This is a genomic window from Janthinobacterium sp. C22 (genome assembly GCF_057919405.1).
Genome location: NZ_CP193659.1, coordinates 3,532,822 through 3,555,393 on the forward strand (window position 1 = coordinate 3,532,822; position 22,572 = coordinate 3,555,393).

The 22,572-nt window shown below is 66.2% G+C and carries 18 protein-coding genes; 13 read left to right on the forward strand and 5 right to left on the reverse strand.

Going from position 1 to position 22,572, the window contains the following annotated elements; all coding sequences use genetic code 11:
- Nucleotides 1–62: 62 nt before the first annotated feature.
- Both ACRHIG_RS16505 and ACRHIG_RS16510 read left to right on the forward strand, forming a co-directional pair.
- The gene (locus ACRHIG_RS16505) at nucleotides 63–3,770 is read left to right on the forward strand and encodes a PAS domain S-box protein (protein ID WP_489627124.1); all 3,708 of its coding nucleotides are present in this window, start codon (nucleotides 63–65) and stop codon (nucleotides 3,768–3,770) included.
- A gap of 13 nt (nucleotides 3,771–3,783) precedes the next feature.
- Nucleotides 3,784–4,779, forward strand: coding sequence for a response regulator (locus tag ACRHIG_RS16510; protein ID WP_489627125.1), 996 nt, complete (start codon nucleotides 3,784–3,786; stop codon nucleotides 4,777–4,779).
- Nucleotides 4,780–4,790: 11 nt separating this feature from the next.
- On the opposite strand, the gene ACRHIG_RS16515 is transcribed toward ACRHIG_RS16510, so the two are convergent.
- The 4 genes from ACRHIG_RS16515 to ACRHIG_RS16530 form a co-directional block, all read right to left on the reverse strand.
- A complete protein-coding gene (locus tag ACRHIG_RS16515; RefSeq protein ID WP_489627126.1) occupies nucleotides 4,791–5,471 on the reverse strand; it encodes an RES family NAD+ phosphorylase in 681 nt (226 codons plus the stop codon).
- A 6-nt stretch (nucleotides 5,472–5,477) separates the two neighbouring features.
- Entirely contained in the window at nucleotides 5,478–6,122 is a 645-nt protein-coding gene (locus ACRHIG_RS16520) for a hypothetical protein (RefSeq protein WP_489627127.1), read from the reverse strand.
- 117 nt (nucleotides 6,123–6,239) lie between these two features.
- On the reverse strand, nucleotides 6,240–8,123 hold the full coding sequence (locus tag ACRHIG_RS16525) for an esterase/lipase family protein (protein WP_489627128.1): 1,884 nt from the start codon (nucleotides 8,121–8,123) through the stop codon (nucleotides 6,240–6,242).
- 1 nt (nucleotide 8,124) lies between these two features.
- Nucleotides 8,125–8,901, reverse strand: a complete 777-nt coding sequence (locus tag ACRHIG_RS16530) for a DUF481 domain-containing protein (RefSeq protein ID WP_475414972.1) — start codon at nucleotides 8,899–8,901, stop codon at nucleotides 8,125–8,127.
- Between the two features lie 291 nt (nucleotides 8,902–9,192).
- On the opposite strand from ACRHIG_RS16530, the gene ACRHIG_RS16535 reads away from it, so the two are divergent.
- From ACRHIG_RS16535 to hmgA, 11 genes are all read left to right on the forward strand, one after another.
- A complete protein-coding gene (locus ACRHIG_RS16535) occupies nucleotides 9,193–9,879 on the forward strand; it encodes a winged helix-turn-helix domain-containing protein (RefSeq protein WP_489630817.1) in 687 nt (228 codons plus the stop codon).
- Complete coding sequence (locus ACRHIG_RS16540; RefSeq protein WP_489627129.1) at nucleotides 9,872–11,224, forward strand: sensor histidine kinase; 1,353 nt, start codon at nucleotides 9,872–9,874, stop codon at nucleotides 11,222–11,224. The genes ACRHIG_RS16535 and ACRHIG_RS16540 overlap by 8 nt, the downstream gene beginning before the upstream one ends.
- Before the next feature lie 193 nt (nucleotides 11,225–11,417).
- A complete protein-coding gene (locus ACRHIG_RS16545; RefSeq protein WP_489627130.1) occupies nucleotides 11,418–12,320 on the forward strand; it encodes a DUF535 family protein in 903 nt (300 codons plus the stop codon).
- Nucleotides 12,321–12,432: 112 nt separating this feature from the next.
- Nucleotides 12,433–13,407 (forward strand): porphobilinogen synthase, encoded by a 975-nt coding sequence (hemB, locus tag ACRHIG_RS16550; protein ID WP_489627131.1) that lies wholly within the window; start codon nucleotides 12,433–12,435, stop codon nucleotides 13,405–13,407.
- A 121-nt stretch (nucleotides 13,408–13,528) separates the two neighbouring features.
- A complete protein-coding gene (locus tag ACRHIG_RS16555; RefSeq protein WP_489627132.1) occupies nucleotides 13,529–14,872 on the forward strand; it encodes an MBL fold metallo-hydrolase in 1,344 nt (447 codons plus the stop codon).
- A 56-nt stretch (nucleotides 14,873–14,928) separates the two neighbouring features.
- Nucleotides 14,929–15,450, forward strand: coding sequence for a peptide-methionine (S)-S-oxide reductase MsrA (msrA, locus tag ACRHIG_RS16560; RefSeq protein WP_489627133.1), 522 nt, complete (start codon nucleotides 14,929–14,931; stop codon nucleotides 15,448–15,450).
- An 11-nt stretch (nucleotides 15,451–15,461) separates the two neighbouring features.
- Complete coding sequence (locus ACRHIG_RS16565) at nucleotides 15,462–16,280, forward strand: helix-turn-helix domain-containing protein (protein WP_489627134.1); 819 nt, start codon at nucleotides 15,462–15,464, stop codon at nucleotides 16,278–16,280.
- A 175-nt stretch (nucleotides 16,281–16,455) separates the two neighbouring features.
- Nucleotides 16,456–17,790, forward strand: coding sequence for an MFS transporter (locus tag ACRHIG_RS16570; RefSeq protein ID WP_489627135.1), 1,335 nt, complete (start codon nucleotides 16,456–16,458; stop codon nucleotides 17,788–17,790).
- Nucleotides 17,791–17,802: 12 nt separating this feature from the next.
- Nucleotides 17,803–19,482, forward strand: a complete 1,680-nt coding sequence (locus ACRHIG_RS16575; RefSeq protein WP_489627136.1) for an FAD-dependent oxidoreductase — start codon at nucleotides 17,803–17,805, stop codon at nucleotides 19,480–19,482.
- 12 nt (nucleotides 19,483–19,494) lie between these two features.
- Nucleotides 19,495–19,680 (forward strand): hypothetical protein, encoded by a 186-nt coding sequence (locus ACRHIG_RS16580; protein WP_230502921.1) that lies wholly within the window; start codon nucleotides 19,495–19,497, stop codon nucleotides 19,678–19,680.
- Complete coding sequence (gene hmgA, locus ACRHIG_RS16585; protein WP_489627137.1) at nucleotides 19,677–20,981, forward strand: homogentisate 1,2-dioxygenase; 1,305 nt, start codon at nucleotides 19,677–19,679, stop codon at nucleotides 20,979–20,981. Before ACRHIG_RS16580 ends, hmgA begins: the two co-directional genes overlap by 4 nt.
- An 11-nt stretch (nucleotides 20,982–20,992) precedes the next feature.
- Here the strand turns inward: hmgA and ACRHIG_RS16590 are convergent, their stop codons facing one another.
- Complete coding sequence (locus ACRHIG_RS16590) at nucleotides 20,993–22,330, reverse strand: LLM class flavin-dependent oxidoreductase (protein ID WP_489627138.1); 1,338 nt, start codon at nucleotides 22,328–22,330, stop codon at nucleotides 20,993–20,995.
- Nucleotides 22,331–22,572: the final 242 nt, after the last annotated feature.

The window sequence follows — 22,572 nt, forward strand, 5'->3', positions numbered from 1 at the left end:
GGCGCGCGGTGCGCCGTCATGTTTTGCGACGTCACGTTTCACTCTATTGAGTTCACGACAGTATGCTGAGTTCCATCTTTGCCGTATCGAACGATACATTGCCGTATATCTACGGCACGCACAATGCCTGGCTGGTGCTGTTTTCCATCGGCATCGCCATCTTTGCCTCGTTCATGGCCCTGCAGATCGCCGGCATGGCGCGCAGCAGCGAGCGGGGATTCCAGCGCCAGACGGCCATCATCACGGGCGCCATCGCGCTCGGCGGCGGCATCTGGTCGATGCATTTCATCGGCATGCTGGCTTTCGACATCTGCACGCGCGTCTCCTTCGAGCCCGGCCTGACCCTGCTGTCCATGCTGCCCGGCGTGGCCGCGTCGTGGGTGGCGCTGCATTTGCTGGCGCGTCCGAGCATCGACTGGCGCCAGCTGGTGGTGGGCGGCGTGCTCGTCGGCGTGGGCATCGGTTCCATGCATTACAGCGGCATGGCCGCCATGCAAACCTCGCTGACCCTGCACTACGAGCCGTGGCTGTTCGCCCTGTCGCTGCTGGTGGCCGTCGTCATGGCCATGCTGGCGCTGTGGATACGCTTCGGCCTGAGCGCCATGCGTTTGCGCCTCAGTCCCCTGGCGTCCTTGCTGGTCAGCAGTGTGGTGATGGGCCTGGCTATTTCCGGCATGCATTACACGGGCATGCTGGCCGCGCGCTTTTCCGGCACCCCCACGGCCGGCGAGAACACGATCACCGTGCAAGCCTCGTTCGTGGCCCTGGCCGTGGCCCTGATCACCATCACCCTGACCGTCTTCGTGGCGGCCGCGAACGGCTTGCTGCGCTACCGCCAGCTGCTGCGCCACGCCAGCGTCAGCGAATCGCGCCTGCGCGCCATCGTCGACACGGCCGCCGACGGCCTGATCACCATCGATGGCCAGGGCAAGGTGCGCTCCTTCAATCCCGCCGCGGAAAGCCTGTTCGGCTGGCGCGAAGCGGACATCGTGGGACGCGACGCCAGCGTGCTGCTGCAGCCGGGCGACGCGGCCGAATACGAGGGCTATCTGCGCGACTACCTGGAAACGGGTGCCTCGCGCATCCTCGACAGCGGACGCGAGCTCGATGGCTGCCACAAGGACGGCGCAGTGCTGCCCATGCGCGTGGCGATCGGCAAGATCGACACGCCGGGCCAGCCCCTGTTTGTCGCGTTTGTCACGGACATGCGCTCTTCGCGCAGCATGGAGCAGGCGCTCAAGGACAGCGAGCGCCAGTACCGCACCCTGATCCGCAATATCCCCGGCGTGTCCTTCCACTGCAGCTTCGCGCCCGAATGGAAGATGATCTTCATCAGCGACGCCGTCTTCAACCTGACGGGCTGGATGCCGCAGGATTTCATCGAAGGGCGGGTCAGGCTGTTCGACCTCGTGCATCCTGACGACCGCCAGCGCGTCAACGACACCTGCGTGCAGGCGGCCGGGGAACGGCGCGATTTCGAGAACGTCTATCGCATGATTCACCGCGACGGGCGCGAGCGCTGGGTGCGTGAAAGCAGCGGCCCCGTGCTCGACAACGACGGCGTGGTGCGCTGGATCGACGGCGTCATCCTCGACATCACGGAAAGCGAATTGCGCAACGCCGAATACGAGGGCAAGGTGACGGCCATCTCGCGCGCGACGGCGGTCGCGGAGTTCGACCTGCAGGGGCGCATCCTGGCGGCCAACCAGAATTTCCTCGACCTGGTCGGCTACCGGCTCGACGACGTGCTGGGTCTGCACCACAGCATCTTCTGCGAACCCGCCCACGTGACTTCGCCCGACTACATCGCATTCTGGCAGCACCTGGCGGGCGGCGAATTTAATACGGGCGAATACAAGCGCATCGGCAAGGATGGCCGGGAAGTGTGGATACAGGCCTCGTACAACCCGATCTTCAACACGGACGGCAAGCCGTTCAAGGTGGTCAAGCTGGCCACCGACGTGAGCGAACGGCGCGCCATGCAGGAAAACCTGCGCGCGGCGAAAGACCGCGCCGAGCTGGCCGCCGAATCGAAGACCAGCTTCCTGGCCAACATGAGCCATGAAATCCGTACGCCGATGAACGCCATCATCGGCTTTACGGAAGTGCTGCTGGGGACCGCGCTGGACAGCCTGCAGCGCCGTCACCTGGGCACGGTGCGCCAGTCGGCCCGTTCCCTGCTCGAGCTGCTCAACGACATCCTCGACACGGCCAAGCTGGAAAAAGGCGCCACTGAGCTGGAACTGGTGGACTTCTCGCTGCCCGACCTGGTCGACCACGTGGCCGCGTCCCTGCGCATCACGGCGCACGCGCGCGACCTGGTGCTGCACGTCGACGTCGATCCCGGCATGGGGCAGTTCTTCCTGGGCGACGCGCGCCGGGTGCAGCAGGTGCTGACGAATCTGATCGGCAACGCCGTCAAGTTCACGGAAGTGGGCCATGTGCGCGTGGCCGTCGGCATGCGGGGAGAGCAGGTGCATATCGCCGTGCACGACACGGGCATCGGCATTCCCGCCGACCGCCTGGACAAGATCTTCGCGCCATTCACGCAAGCCGATTCCTCGATGAGCCGCCGCTTTGGCGGCACGGGCCTGGGCACGACGATTTCGCTGCAGCTGGTCGAGCTGATGAAAGGCACCATTACGGTGGAAAGCACCCTGGGCGTGGGCAGCGTGTTCCACGTGCTGCTGCCGCTGGCGCCGGGCAAGGCCGTGTCGCGCCGCAGCGAGCAGCCCGTGGTGGCCTTGCCGCCGCTGCGCATCCTGGCCGCCGACGACGTGCCGCAGAACGTGGAGCTGCTGCTGATCAGCCTGGGCGCGGCCGGCCACCAGGTGATCGCCGCCAGCGACGGCGAGAGCGCCGTGCGCGAGTTCAGCAAGGGCAGCTTCGACATCGTCCTGATGGACGTGCAGATGCCGCGCATGGATGGCCTGGAAGCGACGCGCCTGATCCGCGTGCACGAGCGCGAGCAGGGCTTGAAGGCGACGCCCATCATCGCCCTGACGGCCAGCGTGCTGGAACAGGACCGCCGCGCCGCGCAGACGGCCGGCATGAACGGCTTCGCCTCGAAACCGCTGGAAATGCACAAGCTGACGGCGGAAATCGCCCGCCTGCTCGATATCGCCGTGGCCATGCCGCCGCCGGCGGCCGGCGCGGCGGCGCGTGCGGCCGCCGGCCAGGTCGACTGGCAGCGCGGCATCGCCCTGTGGGGCGGCCGCGAAGCCCTGCAGCGGGCGATCGGCCGCTTCGTGCAGGCCAATGGCGACTGCGCCGCCATGCTGGCGGCGGAACTGGAGCGCGGCGGCGGCAGCGTGGCCGGCCACCTGCTGCACCGTATCAAGGGCGCGGCGGGCAACCTGTGCCTGGTGCAGGTCGAAAGCCTGCTGGGCCGCATCGAGCAAGCGATCGCGCGCCAGCTGCCGGCTACCGAATTGCTGGTGCAGCTGGCCGCCGCCTTCATGGCGCTGGCCGGCGAACTGGAAGAGGTAAATATGCCGGCCGTGGCCGTGGAAGCGCCGGCCGCCAGTGCGCCCCTCGATGCATCCGCCGCTGGCGTCTTGCTGCGGCAAGCCATCGCCAGCCTGGAGGGAGGGCAGCTGGACGACGCCCTGATGGCGCAGATCGCCGCCATGCTGGCGCCGCACGGCCAGCAGCCGCGCCTGCAGGCGCTGGCTGGCGCCATCGACGACTTTGAATTTGCGCGTGCCGTGGGCGTGCTGCGCCAGCTGCTGGCGTGGCTCGAGGCTCCTGCGCCTGCCGACCTTTCCTGATACTGGACTGACGATGACCTTACAAGAAGACAAACCGATCCTGCTGCTGGTCGACGACGAAGCGACGAATCTGCAGGTGCTGCGCCAGATTCTGCAGGACGATTACCGCCTGCTGTACGCCAAGGATGGCGAGAAGGCGCTGGAACTGGCGCAGAACAACCCCGTCGAACTGATCCTGCTCGACATCATGATGCCGGCCATGACGGGCTATGAAGTGTGCCGCCAGCTGAAAGCCATGCCGGTCACTGCGTCCATTCCCGTCATTTTCGTCACCGCCCTGTGCGACGTGAAGGACGAGGCGGACGGTTTTGACGCGGGCGCCGTCGACTACATCACCAAGCCCGTCAGCCCGCCCATCGTGCGCGCCCGCGTGCGCACGCACCTGTCGCTGGTCGACGCCGAGGAATTGCGCCGTTCGCGCCTGCAGGTGATCCAGACCCTGGGCCAGGCGGCCGAATACAAGGATAACGAGACGGGCATGCACGTCATCCGCATGAGCTATTACGCGCGCCAGCTGGCGCTGGCGGCCGGCTACAGCGCGGCCAGGGCGGAAGATTTATTGAATGCCGCCCCCATGCACGACGTGGGCAAGATCGGCATCCCCGACGCCATCCTGCAAAAGCCGGGCAAGCTCGATGCGGACGAATGGCAAGTCATGCGCAGCCACGCGGAAATCGGCGCGGCCATCATCGGCGAGCACGCGGGCGGCCTGTTGAAAATGGCGCGCACCATCGCCCTGACGCACCATGAAAAATGGGATGGCAGCGGCTATCCGCACGGCTTGCAAGGCGAGGAAATCCCCCACGAAGGCCGCATCGTCGCCATCGCCGACGTGTTCGACGCGCTCACCAGCGAGCGCCCCTACAAGCCCGCCTGGACGGTGTCGGACGCGATCGCCACCATGCAGCGCGACAGCGGCACGCATTTCGATCCGGACCTGCTGGCGCTGTTCATCGAACACTTGCCGGCCATGCTGGAGATCAAGGACAAGTGGCGCGAGCCGGCGTAGGGAGCATCAGCTCAGGGCGGATCCACGCGCAGGCGGTCGGCCAGCAAGCGCGCATATGCTTCAGTGCTGCCGAATTGCACATGGGCGCACGCCATGCTTGTCCCCAATGTTGTCATATGGCGAGAGGATATTGCATAGGCAAGTTTGCCGGGCTGCCGGCGCGATGGATACACGAAGCCATGAATCGCGCCTGCCTCCTGTGCAATGATCTGATCCAGCTGCCAGCCCAGCCATTGGCACCAGCCGTGATCGGGGCTGTGCAATTGATCGTAAATGCCCAGCCTGCTGGCGGCCAGCCCGGTCAGATCGAGCAATTGCAGCGGGGCGCTGAATGACAAGGTTGCAATCAGCGCTTGTTGCGCGTTGTGATCTATGTAAAAGGTGCCCGGGCGCGTGACGTCGTTACGGCAAAGCTGGGCTTCCCAGGTCGCCGTGTAGGCATCGTCCGCAAGATACGCCCAGTGATAGGGGAAGCCGGCCGCATCTGCCAGTTCGGCGGGCGGGCCGAAGCGGTAGGTGCGCTGGACTTTCAATGGCCAGATCGATGCCGTGTTCCACGCCGCGCGCACCAGGGCCTGGCCTGCTGGATGGGTGATGATATGACTCAATAATTCAGCGCGCAGCAATGCCAGCGCCGGCAGGCGCGTGATCATTTCTGGCGGGACAAGCGTATCTTTCAGTTGTAGCGTCATGCGGGGCTAGCCTACGATATCGGCCATGCCCCTATGCTGCCACTTCGCCGCCGCCAGCACCTTGCGCAATCTCTCGCTGGCTGGCAGATACAGCAGCGCCTGCTGACTGGGATGCACTTCGGCCCGCGTTTCGAACGATTTGCCTGCAAGCAGCTCTGCCGGCGACAGTTCGTTGAGTTCGTCTGCGCTGCTGACCCAGAAGGCATGAATGTCACTGCCGGGCTGGCCGGCGAGAATGGCGAGCACGGGCGCGATCAGTTCCGGCACGGGCTGGACAAATTGCCACACCGGAAACTCCTTGCCGATACTGCGTCCCTTGGGCGTCACGCAATAAAACCGCTGGTTTTCCACCGCGCGATACAGCGACGCTTGCGACAGTTCCACCCATCCTTGCCCAATGACATCGGATACCTTGAGTTTTGACACCGGAAGTTGCCGCGGTATCGATGGCGGGGCGGCGCGCAGAGAGGCGCGCGCCGCATCGAGCGCGCGCGTGGCCAGGTCGATCAGGCGCTCGCGCCCGGGACCTTGCGCCAATAGGTCGAGCTGTGCGTTCACCAATTGCGAGAATTGTTCCACTACCCGCAGGTCGTTGTCGGTCCATTCCCGGCGCTCGGGCGCCAGAGTGTCGTGATGCAGATGCGCTGTCATGTTCGCTCCTCAGGTATATGCGCCAGGCGTCTTACACACAAGATTATCATGTTTCGCAACTTTATCAAGCGAAAAGCGCATTTTTCCGGCATCGGACAGCGAGATATATGCGGCCGATCAGGGCAAGTTGTCCGGCAGCCGCAAGATCCGCCGTATCTCCAGGATCGCCTGCGGGCTTTCCTGCACGCTGTGCCACGAGGGGATGACTTTTTCCGACAGGGCGCCGTCGAGGTGGGCGCTGGCATACGGCACCACGCCATCGCTCGATTCCGCCAGGGGCAGGTCCGGCGTGTCGTTGCCCATGATGGAGTAGTAGCGCACGTTCGGGCTGATGGGCAGGTCGGCCACCAGGCGCACGAACGGGTCCTTGTCGCTGAGGTTATCGATGCTGTTGGGGATGCGCAGCGGTTCGCTGCTGCCCGTGTCGAGCTGCGCCAGGCTGCCGGCCGCGTCGGACAGCTGGTCGAGCATGGTGATGGGCAAGGTGACGAGGTTGGCGATCCAGCGCGCCACCTTGTGGTTGGCGAACGAGGTGCCGCGGTGCGGCGCGGCGATGAAGATGGCGCGGTTCACCTGCGGCATGGCCGTGAAATTGAGGTAGGGCGCCAGGCCCGCGCGCACTTTTTCCGCCTTCTTGCCCTTCAAATTGTATTCTTCCGTGATGGCGTCGAGCAGGGTGTTGCTGGCGTCGGACACCATCAGGCGCGCCAGCACGCCGCCCATGCTGTGGCCGATCAAGACCATGTCGTTTGCCGCGTCGGCCTTGCCCGCCGGGTCGAACTGCGCCAGGGTGGCGGCCAGCGCCTTGCGGATGGCGGCGTTGTTGGCGGCCAGCGGCGCGTTGCTCGGGTAGTACACCTGCCAGATCTGGTAGCGGCGGCGCAGCTGTTCGTCGCCCATCAGTTCATTCGCCACGTTGATCCACGCTTCCGGGCTGCTGGCCAGGCCGTGCAGCATGACGATGGTGCGCTTGTTCGGGTCGTAGGGCTGCATCAGGTGCACCTGCGGGCGCGAAATGCCGTCGGCGCGGCCGAACAGGGTGCGCAGCGCCTGCACGCCGAAGCCGGAGCGGGCCAGCCACAGGCCATAGCCGGCCGTGAAATTGGCGGCCACGGGCAATTCCTGGCCCGCCAGCCGTGTCGATTCGCTGCGCGTCGGATCGACCAGCATCACCAGCAGCTGCTGCGTGGCCAATACCTCCTGCAGGCTGTTGCCGTCGAAGCGGATCAGCGCCGTGACGACGGGGAAGCGCGTCTCCTGGTACGGCACATAGTCGCCTTTCGACGCCGGGGGCTTGGGCATGACGGCCACCAGGTCGGCGCCGAAGCCGTCGCGCCGGTACACATTGCGCAGGCCGGAGAACGTCAGCGAGGTGGCCGGCAGCAGTTCTTCGGGCAGGGTGCCGTCCTCGGGCAGGCGCAGGGCCGACAATTCGCTGTCGATCTGCCAGCCGGCGACGCGGATCACATGGCCGTCAGGGCGGTATTCGCCGCGGTGGCGGAACAGGTTGCCGACGGCTTTTTGCACGGCGTAGTTGTAGTAGTCGCGGATCTGCGTCTGGCGTTCCTCGAACGCGCGCTGGCCCGGCGTGCGCGTCGTGTAGAACAGGTAGGCGTAGGCATAGCGGGCCGATTCCAGCCACGCGGCCAGGCGCTCGGCGCTGGGGTGGCCGCCCTGTTTTTCTTCGGCCAGGGCGCTTTCCAGCCACAATTCGGAGAGCGTCGCCAGGCGCTGCTCGTCGCTGAGCAACTCGGAGCGGGCCAGGTCGGCGCGGCAGCTGCCCGTATTGGCTTCGCAGGCGGCGATGTCGCTGCCGATGATGCGCAGCACCTCGCTGGCCGAGGCGCTGAGTTTGCCCGTGGTGAGGATGTCGCCGCGCCGCTGCTGCAGGTAGTCGGCCGGAGAAATGGCGCTGACGGTGACGGCGGCGCAGCCGCTCAGCAGCGCCGCCGCGCACAGGAGGGCGCCCAGGCGCAAGCGCCGCATCAGCGTGGCCGGCATCTCAGAACGAGTAGACCAGGGTCAGCGAGGTCTGCGTATCCGTGTTCTTTTTGTCATCGGGCACGCGCGTATCGTTGCGGGCGCTGAATGCGGCCTTCATCTGCATGGTGCCGTTGATTTTCGTGCTGAGGGCCGTTTCGGCGATCGAGTGGGTGTTCGAGGTGCCCCGTTCCACGCTGACCGTCTGGGTGAACATGGCCGACTGGCTGATCTTCCACTTCATGGCGGCCGCGCCGCGCACCGTCAGGCCGTGTTCCGATTCTCCCGCATCGTTGGTGCCGCTGAAGTAGCCTGGACCGACTTCCACGTCGACGCTCTTGTCGCTCGACTGGTACCAGCGCGAGCCATGACCGACGGCCAGGGTCGAGTACTTGGTGTAGGCGCCGAACTTGTCGTTCACATGCGAGGCCAGCACGAACAGTTTTTCATGGTCGGCCATCAGCTTGTAGGCGGCCTTGGCGGAGGCGGAAAAGCGCTCGGCGGAACGCTCGCGCACCTTCTTGCCGTCGTCGTCGGTGGTTTCGTCTTCCTTGAAGTAGCCGCTGAAGATGTACTGGTTGCTCCAGTCATCGAGTTCCTGGCGCGCGTCGATCTTGCCCGTGACGGAGGTGCCGACCGTATTGCCCGAAGTGGTGATGGCGCCCAGTTCGGCGGACGTGCTCCAGCTGCCGATGGGGATTTCATCGAACAACATGCTTTGTTTGGTGTCTGCGGCGGCGGCGCTGCCGCAGCTGATGGCCATGGCCAGCGCCAGTGCGAGAGAGTGGGTCGATTTCATGGCTGTAGTGGTCTGTGGCGCGCGCCAGGCGCGCCTGATGTTCGTTAGTGGCAGTGGTGGCGATGCTGGCCGCGGCAAGCCGGGAAGCGCCGATAAAACATGCGCGCGCGGGCGCGGCCAAACATTGTCGAGGCTGTATTGTACCCGACCCCGTCAACGTTCGCCGCACGCCCTGGCGCGCACGAATGCGGCTATATGGATGGCCCGCGCCTGCGCGCCGGGGCTGGCAAGTGGCGCGCGCCTGGCGTATGCTGCGCGTATTTGCTGCCTGATCTTTACAAGGAATTCCCCGTGCGCTGCCTGGTCATCGAAGACGAAGCCGAAACTTCCCGTTATATCTGTGCCGGCCTGCGCGAGGCGGGCCACGACGTCACCGTCTGCGACAATGGCATCGACGGCATGCGCCTGGCCTGCGGCGAAGACTGGGATGCGCTGGTGCTCGACCGCCTGCTGCCCGGCGAAATCGACGGCCTGGCCATCGTCGCGCGCCTGCGCGGCATGGGCCGCAACACGCCCGTGCTGGTGCTGTCTGCCCTGTCGAGCGTCGACGAACGCGTGCGCGGCCTGCGCAGCGGCGGCGACGACTATCTGTCGAAACCGTTCGCCATCGCCGAACTGCTGGCGCGCATCGAGGCGCTGCTGCGCCGCGCCGCGCCCGTGCCCGAATCGACGCAGCTGCAGGTGGCCGACCTGGTGCTCGACATGCGCACCATGCGCGTAACGCGCGCCAACCGGCAAATCGCCCTGCAGCCGCGCGAATTTCGCCTGCTGGAATACCTGATGCGCCACCAGGGCCAGTCCGTCACGCGCGCCATGCTGCTCGAAGCCGTGTGGGACTACCATTTCGATCCGCAGACCAACGTCATCGACGTGCAGGTGAGCCGCTTGCGCACCAAGGTGGACAAGGAATTTTCGCCGCCGCTGATCCACACGGTGCGCGGCGTCGGCTACACCCTGGGCGTGCTCGACAGTGCGTAAGCTGCACCGCTCGATCGCGGCCCGGCTGGCGCTCGGCTATGGCGTGCTGGTGGTCGTGTCGATCAGCATCGTCTGCGCCGTCTTCTATTTCGGCACCATCGGCGTGCTGGACCGCAGCGTGGACCGCAAGCTTACCCTGCTCTCGGAGCGCCTCGCCGCGCTGTACCAGCAGGGCGGCAGCAGCCGCACGACGGCGGAAATCGCCCATCTGCTGACCGACCGCACCGACAGCGACACGGAGATCTTCTTGCTGGTCGATGCCGATGGCCGCCGCGTGGCGGGCAACCTGTCGTCCTGGCCCGACCTGGGCAGCCCCGTGGGCCGCCTGCTGCACCGCGACGTCACGCGCGAAGGCCGCCGGGTGCCCGCGCGCATGCTGATCCGCGACCTGGCGGGCGGCGCGCGCCTGTTCGTCGGGCGCGACATGGAAGAGGGCAAGTCGATCCGCACCCTGGTGCTGCGCTCGCTGGCCTATGGCGGCGGGGTGGCCATCGTGCTGGTGGCGGCGGGCGCCTGGCTGTTCAGGCGCCAGCTCGAGGCGCGCATCGGGCAGATCCGCCGCACGGCGGGCGAGATCGAGGCGGGTGACCTGAGCCGGCGCATTCCCGTCGCCAGCGAGGATGAATTCGGCTTGCTGAGCCGCGACATCAACCGCATGCTCGACCGCATCGAACACCTGATGGAGGGCGTGCGCCACGTGTCGAACGCCATCGCGCACGACCTGCGCACGCCGCTGGGCCGCATCCGCAACAAGCTCGATGGCGCCTTGCGCCAGCAGCCGGGCGTGGCCGGCTACGAGAGTGCGGCGCAGGCGGCCATCGACGATATCGACGACCTGACCCGCGTGTTCGACAAGCTGCTGCAGATCGCGGCGGCCGAATCGGGCATGCGTCCCGAGAATTTCGATGACATCGACCTGCATCAGATCGGCGCCGACATCGTGGAAATGTATGAGGCGACGGCCGACGAGCAGGGCGTGCTGCTGGTGCAGATGTATGGCGAGGGCGTGCCGGCGCGGGGCGACCGCAACTTGCTGGGCAGCGCCCTGGCCAGCCTGGTCGACAACGCCATCAAATATGCGGGGCAGGGCGCCACGGTGGAAGTGTCGGCCGGCAGCGATGCGCAGGGCAGCTGGCTGGCCGTGCGCGACAACGGCCCCGGCGTGCCAACGGAAGAACTGCCGAAGCTGACGCAGCGCTTCTACCGGCTCGACAAGAGCCGCCATTTGCCCGGCAATGGCCTGGGATTGTCCATCGTGGCGGCCATCGCGGCCCTGCACGGCGGCAGCCTGGAAATCGAGGGTGCGGCGCCGGGCTTGCGCCTGCGTTTGCGGCTGCCGCGCTAGCACGGCCAGACGGCACATTACCAACTTGTAACCCCCTTCGTTCTCACCTCCCCTATCATCCGCTCTACCCGCAACAGACGGCTGCCAGCGCGCAGCCGCCCGTTGCGGGCTGCCAGCGCGCAGCCGCCCGTTGCGGGCTGCCTGCGGCCGTCGCCGCGTCCCGTTGATCCAGACCCGTCGTAGAGCCGTTCGCATGCATACTTTTACCGCCACCGGCGACAACGCCGCGCCGCAGCCGCCGGCCCTGCGCCAGCATGGCCACCTGCTCAAGGCCGCGCTGGGCGCCATCGTCTTTCCCCTGCAGCGCGCGCGCTGGCTAGCCTTTGTCGCCGGCACGCCTGGCCTGGCGGCGCTGGCGCACGCCCATCCCAGCCTGCTGTACAAGATTTACCGCCCCTACGCCAGCCGCCGCATCGGCTGCGCGGCAAGGGTGGATCTGCTGCGCGGGCATTACCGCTTCCTGTGGCAGGCGGGCGCGCGGCCGCTGGTGGAGTACGCGGCGCGCCGCGCGCTGGTGCTGGCCGCCATCGAAGGCAAGGATGGCGCCACCTACCGCCTGCAGCTGACGGCCATCCACGACAGCCACCGCGAGGGAGACCTGTGCCTGCGCCTGACGCGCGACGGCGTGTCGCTGTACCTGGCCAGTTTCCTGTTCCGTCCCCAGCCCGGCGGCGCCGTCATCCAGCTGGGCGCCTTGCAGGGCTTGCGCTCGCAGGCGGGGGCGCAGGCGGTGAAGGACGCCACGCGGGCGCTGCACGGCTGCCGGCCGAAAAACCTGATGGTGGCCGCCTTGCGCGACCTCGGCGATTTTTTCGGTTGCGGCCACCTGGACCTGGTCAGCAACGCCAACCGCATCGCGCTGAACTGGCGCCGGCGCCGCCACATCTCGTGCGATTACGACCTGGCGTGGCGCGAGCTGCATGCGCTGCCCGCCGCCGACGGCAATTACCGCCTGCCATGCGGCCCTTGCCGGATGCCGGACCTGGAGCTGGTGCCGTCGAAAAGGCGGGCGGACGCGCGCCGCCGCGGCGCCATGCTGGTGCAACTGGCGGCGGACATGCGCTGGCAGATGGCGGCCCTGTTGCAGCCGCAATGAAGGCGCAGGCCGGTCTTTTTTGACCTGCGCGGCTTTTTTGCCGGCCGGCCCGGCGCAAGCGGCGCGATCGGCGTATACTTATCGGCGTTGTTAACCTGAAGCCAGTCACCCCATGCCAGCACAATTCCCCACTTCGCGCATGCGCCGCCTGCGCGCGACCCCGCAACTGCGCGAGCTGTTCCGCGAAACCGAGATCAATCCGCAGGACCTGGTCCTGCCGATCTTCGTCGACGAAGGCAGCAGCGATTTCATCGACATCAAGTCCATGCCCGGCGTGCGCCGCATTCCGGAAGCGAAGCTGGCGCAGGAAGTCGAGCGCTACGCGCGCGCCGGCCTGCGCTCCGTCATGACCTTCGGCATTTCGCACCACAAGGACAGCCACGGCACGGACACCCTGAACCCGGACGGCCTGGTGGCGCGCATGTCGCGCATCATCAAGGACGCCGTGCCGGAAATGGTGGTCATGTCCGACACCTGCTTCTGCGAATACACGGACCACGGCCATTGCGGCATCCTGCATGGCGACACGGTCGACAATGACAGCACGGTGCTGAACCTGGGCAAGCAAGCCGTCATCGCGGCCCAGGCGGGCGCCGACATCATCGCCCCATCGGCCGCCATGGATGGCCAGGTGGCGGCGATCCGCAGCGCGCTCGACGCAGCCGGTTTCCACGATACGCCCGTGATGGCGTATTCGACCAAGTTCGCCTCCGGCCTGTACGGCCCGTTCCGCGACGCGGCCGGCAGCACCCTGAAGGGCGACCGCAAGACCTACCAGATGGACCCGATGAACCGCCGCGAAGCGGTGCGCGAGTCCTTGATCGACGAAGCCGAAGGCGCCGACGCGCTGATGGTGAAACCGGCCGGGGCCTACCTGGACATCATCCGCGACCTGCGCGAAGCGACGCGCCTGCCGATCGGCGCCTACCAGGTCAGCGGCGAATACGCGATGATCAAGTTCGCCGCCCAGGCGGGCGCCATCGACGAGCGCCGCGTGGTGCAGGAAACCCTGGGCGCCATCAAGCGCGCGGGCGCGGACATGATCTTTACGTATTTTGCGATGGATGTGCTGAATAATCCGTATTGAGCATTCCCGGCGTTTTTCTCACCCCGAAAGCAAATTCCGGGGTCAGACCCGGCGGGACTCGGCGTCCCCGTCTGACCCCAGCATTTACGCTGCAGGGGTTCTCTCTGCATTCCCCACGCCCATGCCCCTGAAAATCTCCCGTATCCTGCACGCCGGCTATGTCTTCGAATGCGAAGGCACGGCCATCGCCTTCGACCCCATCGTCGAAAACCCGTTCAGCCGCAACTGCCACGCGTTTCCGTCCGTGCGCTTCGACCTCGACGCCGTGCGCCGGCTACGCTGGGATGCCGTCTTCATTTCGCACTTCCACGACGACCACTGCTCGCTCGACAGCCTCGATGCGCTGGACCGCGCCACGCCCATCTATCTGTACTGCGTCTTCGACGAACTGTTCGCGATGCTGCGCGCGCTCGGCTTTACGCAGGTGCAGCGCCTGCACGTCGACGTGCCCGTGCGCGTGGGCGCCATCGAGGTGATCCCGCGCCGGGCGCTCGATGACGATGTCGATTCGCTGTTCCAGGTGCGTGCGGCGGGGCTGAACGTATTGAACGTCGTCGACTCGTGGATCGGCCCCGAGACGCTGGCGCAGCTGGCCGCGTTCGCGCCCTGGGACATGGTCTTGTGGCCGTTCCAGACCATGCGCGAGATCGCCGTCATCGCGCCGTCGCTGGCAGCGCGCGGCCCGGTCGAGCTTCCCGACGACTGGGTGCCCCAGCTGCGCGCGCTGGCGCCCCGTTACCTCGTGCCCAGTTCCTGCCAGTTCGTGCAGGAAGACTGGTCCTGGTACAACCACGCGATGTTCCCGATCACTTACCGCCGCTTTGCCGATGAAATCGGCGCCGCGCTGCCGGACGCGCACATCTTCCGCCTTGACCCGTCGACGGCCGTGCTGCTCGACGTGCACGGAATGAGCAGCGCTGACCCCTTGCCCTGGGTGCTCCCCGTGGGGCCGCAGGACGTGGATTTCGACTATCGCCCCGACGCGCCGCCGCCCGCCACGGCCGACATCGCCCGCCGTTTCCCGCCCTTGAGTGCCCATGATGCGGCGCTGGTGCTCGATTTTTGCCGGAACGGTTTGCTTGAACGCTACCGCGACATGGAACTGCCCGAGGACAGCTACTTCCAGCAACCGCGCTTGTGGCGGTTGTCGCTGTACGGCCATGACGGCGCGGCCACGGTCCTGCATTACCGCACGCACGGCGACCTGATCGACCTGGTGCCCGAGACGAACGAAGCGCCCGGCTGGACCACGGAGCTGCCCTTGGTGAAATGCCATGCGGCGCTGGTGCTGGGCGAATCGCTGACGTCGATGTACATGCGCATCAACGACGGCCCGTTCGATTCCGGGGCGCGGGCTGGACTGGCGGAAGCGGACATCGTCGACGACCCCATGATCCGCTGCCTGTTCAATGACGCCATCGGTGCCTACCAGGCGGCGCAGCTCAAACGCCTGCTGGCCCGCTGAAGAAAGTCGCGCGACAGAGTAAGATAGCTGCTTCTGACTAGAACGGGAAAGACACCATGGCACAAGACAATGCACAAGGCAATGAAACCGCGATCCTGGCCGGCGGCTGCTTCTGGGGCGTGCAGGATTTGCTGCGCCGCTATCCGGGCGTGATCGCCACGCGCGTGGGCTACAGCGGCGGCGACGTGGCCAACGCCACCTACCGCAACCACGGCACGCATGCGGAAGCGATCGAAATCATCTTCGACCCGAGCACCATCAGCTACCGCAAGATCCTGGAATTCTTCTTCCAGATCCACGATCCCAGTACGCCGGACCGCCAGGGCAACGACCGCGGCACGAGTTACCGTTCGGCCATCTTCTACACGAACGACGAGCAAAAGCGCGTGGCCGAGGACACCATCCGCGACGTCGACGCGTCCGGCCTGTGGCCCGGCAAGGTGGTGACGGAAGTGGCACCGGCCGGCCCGTTCTGGGAAGCGGAACCCGAGCACCAGGATTATCTGCAGCGCTTGCCGCACGGCTATACCTGCCATTACATCCGGCCGGACTGGGTCTTGCCGCAGCGCGCGCAGTAGAGGACACGGGCATGCGTTACTGGCGCGTCGAGCGGCGGCAGGCGGAAGGGCAGCTGGACTTCGGGCACGCCCTGGAGCTGATGGCGGCCATCGGCCATGCCGACGTGAACGCCGTCGCCGGGGCCATCCTGAAGACGGTCAGCACGGTCGCGCCCATTGCCCAGTGCACGATCTTTGCCTATGAATTCGGCAACCGGCCCCGCACGGTGGCCGTGGCCGACCGGCGCGGCGGGCGTTTCCTGCAAGATATTGCTGACAGTTATGCGCGCCACTATTACGCGCTCGACGGCAACCAGCGCGTGATCGCGCCCGCGCCCGGGCGGAAAATCGATCCCGCCATCGTGCTGCACCAGCAAGCCAGCGACGAGATCGACCATCCCGGCTACCGCGCCACCTGCTATCAAAAACCGAATGTATCGGACCGGCTGTCGCTGCTGGTGCAGCCGGCCGGCGATATCTGGCTGTCCGTCAATTTCTACCGCGACAGCAGCCAGGGCCAGTTCCAGCCTGGCGAAATCGCCGCCATCGAAACCCTGTCGCCGCTGTTCGCTCATGCGGCCAAGCACCACTACAGCTTGAACGGCCAGCCCGCGCAAGGCGTCGCGCCCATGATGCTGGCCAGGTTGCGCCAGCATTGTCCCGCCCTGAGCAAGCGCGAACTGGACGTGCTGCGCTGCGTGCTCGAAGGCTTCACGGCCGTGGAAATCGCCGAGACCATGGGCGTGCAGCCTTCGAGCGTCATCACCTATCAGAAGCGCGCGTACAAACGCCTGGGCATTTCCAGCCAGCGCCAGTTGTTTGCCCTGTGCATGGCGCCAGCGCCTGTCTAGTCCCTTGGACGTAGGGATGGCTCCGCCTTTTTGACTGTGTTCGCCGCGAAATGTCCCCAAAATGGGGACAGGGTTCGCGGCGCGCGTCTGCATACTGTGTTGCAAGCCGGGATCACCCGGCCGCTCTCACCCCATAAAACCAACAAGGGGAGGGCGACACCTTATGGAGACAAGCATGGCCCCCGCCACACAAGCCACCACTGCGCCCGTCCTCGACGCGGCCACCGACCAAATGGAACAGCAGGTGATGCGCAAGGTATCGCGCCATCTGCTGGGCTTTCTGTTCCTGCTGTTCGTGTTTTCCTTTCTTGACCGCATCAACATCGGCTTTGCCGGCCTGACCATGATGCAGGACCTGGGCTTGTCCGGCACCCAGTTCGGCTTTGCCACCACCCTGTTCTACATCGCCTACATCGCCTGCAGTATCCCCAGCAACATCGTGCTGGCCCGCATCGGCGCCCGGCGCTGGATCGGCTCGATGATGATCGCCTGGGGCCTGGCCTCGACGGCGACCCTGTTCGCCAGCGGCCCGGCCAGCCTGTACGCGCTGCGCTTTTTAGTCGGTGTGACGGAGGCGGGCTTTCTGCCCGGCATGCTGCTGTACCTGACGTACTGGTTTCCCAGCGCCTACCGGGCGCGTGCCAATGCCCTGTTCATGATCGCCATGCCCGTCACGGCCGCCATCGGTTCGGCCCTGTCGGGCCTGATCCTGGGGCTGGACGGACACTGGGGCTTGAAGGGCTGGCAATGGCTGTTCTTGCTCGAAGGCATGCCTTCCGTGCTGCTGGGGCTGGCCGTCTACGGCTACCTCGACGACGCGCCCAACAAGGCGAACTGGCTGACCAGGCTGGAACAGCAGGTGTTGGCGCGCACGCTGGCGGCCGAGCACAAGCCTGATGCGCCCCGGCAAAAAGTCTCCGTGCTGGCGGAAATGCTGTCGCCCACCGTGCTGAAATTCGGCGTCGCCTATTTTTGCCTGGTGAATACCCTGGCCATGGTGGCCGTGTGGACGCCGCTGATCGTGAAAAGTTTTAATAGCAACGCCAGCAACACGCAGATCGGTTTATTGGCCGCCATCCCGCAAGTCTGCACCGTGATTGGCATGATTCTGTGGGGCCGCCGCTCGGACCGGCTGCAGGAACGCCGCTGGCACATCGTCTGGCCCATGCTGCTGTCGGCCGCCGGCTGGCTGTTCACCGCGTATGCGGGCAACCCTGTGGTGCAACTGCTGGGCGTGTGCATGGCTTCGACGGGCGCGTATACGGCCATGTCCGTCTTCTGGACCACGCCGGACCGGGCCCTGAGCCTGGGCGCGCGCGCCATCGGCATCGCCGTCATCAATGCCACGGGCAATATCGGCTCGGCCCTGAATCCCGTCGTCGTGGGCTGGCTGAAGGATTTCACGCACAGCTTTGCCACGGGCTTGCTGTATGCCAGCGTGCTGCTGGTGGCGGGCGCGGCCATCGTGCTGACCCTGCCCATCGCGCGCGGCGGCAAAACACATTCTTGAGAGGACACCATCATGCGCGACACGTTTCACCCTTATCCCCATGTGCCGAAAGTGTATCCGCCCGGCAAGGCTGCGGGCGCCGGCACGCAGCACGTGCCGGTCCTGATCGTCGGCGGCGGGCCCGTAGGCCTGGCCACGGCCCTGGGCCTGGCGCGCCACGGCGTGCGTTCGGTGCTGATCGAGGCGGACGACGGCGTCTGCACGGGCAGCCGCGCCATCTGCATTTCGCGGCGCAGCCTGGAAATCATCGACCGCCTGGGCGCGCTCGACGGTTTTATCAGTAAAGGCTTGCCGTGGGCGGGCGGACGCAGTTTTTACCGCGACGAGGAAGTGCTGCACTTTACGATGCCGCAAGATGCGAACCAGAAATTGCCGCCGATGGTGAATCTGGCGCAATACCATATCGAGCAATTCCTGCTCGACGCGGCCGAGCGCCGGCCCGAGCTGATCGATATCCGCTGGCAGACGCGCGTCACCGGCGTGGACAAGCGAGCCGATGGCGCCACCGTCACGCTGGCCACGCCCGACGAAACGTACCAGATCGACACGGACTGGCTGGTGGCTGCCGATGGCGGGCGCAGCGTGGTGCGCGAGGCGCTGGGCCTCAAATTGCAGGGCACCAGCTACGAAGGGCGCTACGTCATCGTCGATATCCACCTGAAGAGCGACCGTCCGACGGAGCGTCTCGCCTATTTCGATCCGCCGTCGAACCCCGGTTCGACCGTGCTGGTGCATAAGCAGCCCGACGACATCTGGCGCATCGACTACCAGTTGCGCGACGACGAGGATGCGCAGGCGGCCGTGCTGCTGGAAAACGTGGCGCCCCGCGTCGACAGCCTGCTGGCCATGATGGGAGAGACGGCACCGTGGCATCCCGTATGGATCACCATCTATAAAGCCAACGCCTTGACCCTGGACAAATACCGGCACGGTCCCGTGCTGTTCGCGGGCGACGCGGCCCACCTGGTGCCCATCTTCGGCGTGCGCGGAGCCAATTCCGGCATCGACGACGCGGACAACCTGGCCTGGAAGCTGGCGTACGTCGTCAAGGGCCAGGCGCCGCATGCCTTGCTTGACAGCTATTCGGACGAACGCGTGTATGCGGCCCATGAAAACCTGCGTCACGGTACGAAAAGCACGGAATTCATGGCGCCGCCCACGTTTGCCTTCGAACTGATGCGCACGGCCGTGCTGGGCCTGGCAGACAAGCATGCGCACGTGCGCTCGCTGATCAACCCGCGCCAGACCAGCGCCATCGCGTATGCGCAGTCGGCCTTGAATACGCCGGATTGCGACACGTTCGCTGCCGGTCCCGCGCCCGGCACGGTCCTGCCCGAGTGTCCGCTGGCGCTGCCGCACAACGGCGGCCAAAAAGCGGGGTATATTACCGATCTGGTGCAGCGCGCCGATGGCCATTTCACGGGCCTGTATTTCAGCGAGGATGGCACGGTGCCCGCGGAACTGCTGGCGCTGGGCGATAGCTTGCCGTTGGCGACGGTGGCGATTGCCCGCAGCGGGGCGCAAGGGGGCGCCTGGGACCACACGGCACAGGTATGCTCGCTGTTCGACGCGCAGCCAGGCACGTTTTATCTGGTGCGTCCGGATGGGCACGTGCTGGGGCGCTGGCGGCAAGTGCAGGCGGGGCAGGTGGCGGCAGCGCTGGCGGCGGCCGGCATCGGCCAATCAAAGTAACAAGGAGACAACATGACCGACATCGAACTCGACAATCTTTACACCGAGCTGTGCCACACCATGGGCGGCCTGGGCGAACAGCGCTCGCCGCTGTTCCTGGCCCGCTTCGCCTTGCTGGCCATGGGCGCCATCGGCCAGGCCGACGTGGTGCAGGGCTTGCTGCGCGACGCGGCCGACGGCCTGGCGGTGCGTGCATGATAGGCGCCGGCTACCAAAGCGGCTTCGGCAACGAATTTGCCACGGAAGCCATCGCCGGCGCCTTGCCGCAGGGGCAGAATTCGCCGCAGCGGGCGCCCCTGGGCCTGTATGCGGAACAATTGTCTGGCACGGCCTTCACGGCGCCGCGCGCGCAGAACCGGCGCTCGTGGCTGTACCGCATCCGTCCCGCCAGCCAGCATCCGCCATTTACCCTGCTGGCGAACACGCGCATCGTCAGCGATTTTCACGCCATGCCGCCCACGCCTCCGAACCAGCTGCGCTGGGACCCCTTGCCGCTGCCCGACGGCGCCACGCCGGTCGACTTCATCGACGGCTGGCAAACGATGGCGGGAAACGGCAGCGCCGAAGCGATGAGCGGCTGCGCCATCCACGTGTATGCGGCCAACCGCTCGATGCAGCGCTTCTTTTACTCGGCCGACGGCGAATTGCTGGTCGTGCCGCAGGAAGGGCGGCTGGCGATCGCCACGGAACTGGGCCTGATCGAGCTGGAACCGCAGGAAATCGCCGTCATTCCCCGCGGCGTGCGCTTTCGCGTGACCCTGCCGGATGGCAGGGCGCGCGGCTATGTGTGCGAAAACTTCGGCACGGCTTTCCGTTTGCCGGACATGGGGCCCATCGGCTCGAACGGCCTGGCCAACAGCCGCGATTTCCTCACGCCGCACGCGGCCTACGAGGATATCGACGGCGAGTGCGAACTGGTGGCCAAGTTCGGCGGCCATCTGTGGCGCACGACCCTCGACCATTCACCGCTGGACGTGGTGGCCTGGCACGGCAATTACGCGCCGTACAAATACGATTTGCGCCGCTTTAATGTCATTGGCTCGATCAGCTACGACCATCCGGACCCGTCGATCTTCCTCGTGCTGCAGGCACCGAGCGAAAATCCGCTGTTCGGCGCCATCGACTTCGCCATCTTCCCGCCCCGCTGGCTGGCCGCCGAGCACACGTTCCGCCCGCCCTGGTTCCACCGCAACGTGGCCAGCGAATTCATGGGACTGATCCACGGCGTGTACGACGCCAAGGCGGCCGGCTTCGTGCCGGGCGGCGCCAGCCTGCACAACTGCATGTCCGGCCACGGCCCCGATGCGCAGACGTTCGAGAAGGCCTCGCACGGCGACACGTCCGCGCCCGTGAAAGTGGCCGACACCATGGCTTTCATGTTCGAGACGCGCACCATCCTCAAGCCCACGCCGTTCGCGCTGGATGGTGGCCTGCTGCAAAACGACTATTTCGCATGCTGGCAAGGCTTGCGCAAGCATTTTGATCCCGATCAAGCCTAGTCTAGCCTTGGTCAGGCGGCCTGCGCCCGCCCCAGCGTATGCGGGTTGGCGGGCCGCGCCAGTCCCAGGTGGCCGCGCAGGGTGCTGGCCGCATACTCGGTGCGGAACAGGCCACGCCGCTGCAGTTCCGGCACCACCAGGCGCGTAAAGTCCTCGAAGCCTTGCGGCAGCAGGGGCGGCACGACGTTGAAGCCGTCCGCGCCCCGTTCCACGAACCACTGCTCCATCACGTCGGCCACCGTCTTGACGGAGCCGATCGCTTGCAGGTGGCCGCGCGCCACGCGAAAGCGCAGCACCAGCTGGCGCAAGGTCAGGTGCTCGCGGCGGGCCAGATCCAGTTGCTGTTGAAAACGCCCCTTGCCATTGTCGCCCGCCTCGTAGGGCAGGTCGGGCAGGGGGCCGTCGAGCGGATAGCCGGACAAGTCGAAGCCGCCAAATTCCAGGTTGCTGAAGTCGACCAGGTCCTGCAGCTCGCCGAACTGGTCCTGCGCCTGCTGATCCGACTCCGCCACCACGACGGACAGGCCCGGCGTGACTTTCAATTGATCTTCGGCGCGGCCATATTTCGCCATGCGCCCTTTCACGTCCGCGTAATACGCCTGCGCCACTGGCAGCGAGGTGGCGGAGCAGTACACCATCTCGGCCAGCCGCGCGGCAAATTCGCGGCCCGTCTCGGAATTGCCCGCCTGGACCAGCACGGGGTGGCCCTGCACGGGGCGGGGCAAGTCCAGCAAGCCTTGCGAGGCGAAATACTCGCCCTGGAAATCGAGCGCATGGCCGGCTGCCGGCTGGTAGAACCGGCCGCCGGCGCGGTCTGGCCGGTCGAAGGCGTCGTCGTCCCAGCTGTCCCACAGGGCCTTGGACAGGGTGACGAATTCATCGGCGCGCGCATAGCGCTGCGCGTGGCTGCGCGGCGCATCGATGCCGAAATTGCGCGCCGTATGCTCGGCGAACGAGGAAACGACGTTCCAGCCCGCGCGCCCGCCGCTCAGGTGGTCGAGCGAGCTGAATTTGCGCGCCACGTGGTACGGGTGCTCGTAATTCGTGTTGACGGTGGCGATCAGGCCGATATGACGGGTGACGGCGGCAATGGCCGACAGCAGCGTGAAGGGTTCGAACGGCAGGCCGATGGCGGCGCGGCCCGTGTCGGGCATGACGTCGCCCGAGCGGCCGATGAAGTCGGCGATGAAAAAGCTGTCGAACCTGGCCGCCTCGGCCAGCCTGGCGGCGCGCAGCCACCAGGCCAGGTCGGGCCGTCCGCTGGCGCTGGCGGACGGATGGCGCCAGGCGGCCGGATGGTGGCCGTGGCGCTGCAAAAAAACGTTCAGGACGAGCTGGCGTGCTGGCATGGGGGAAGCTCCGTGGTGGGTTGGCAACATGATCTGCGTCAATGCTGATGCAAGCTTCGGGCCAGCATTGGACCGGCGTCCGCATATGCAAAATCCGGATAAGCTAGCGCGGCACCATTCGTTCACGCCTTCAGATGGCGCGCGGTATAGTCGGCCCATGGAACTCTTAGCCCACAATTTCAGCAGCGATTTCGCGCGCAGCGCCCACCTTGCCCGCGGCGCCAGCGCCGACGATGATGGTG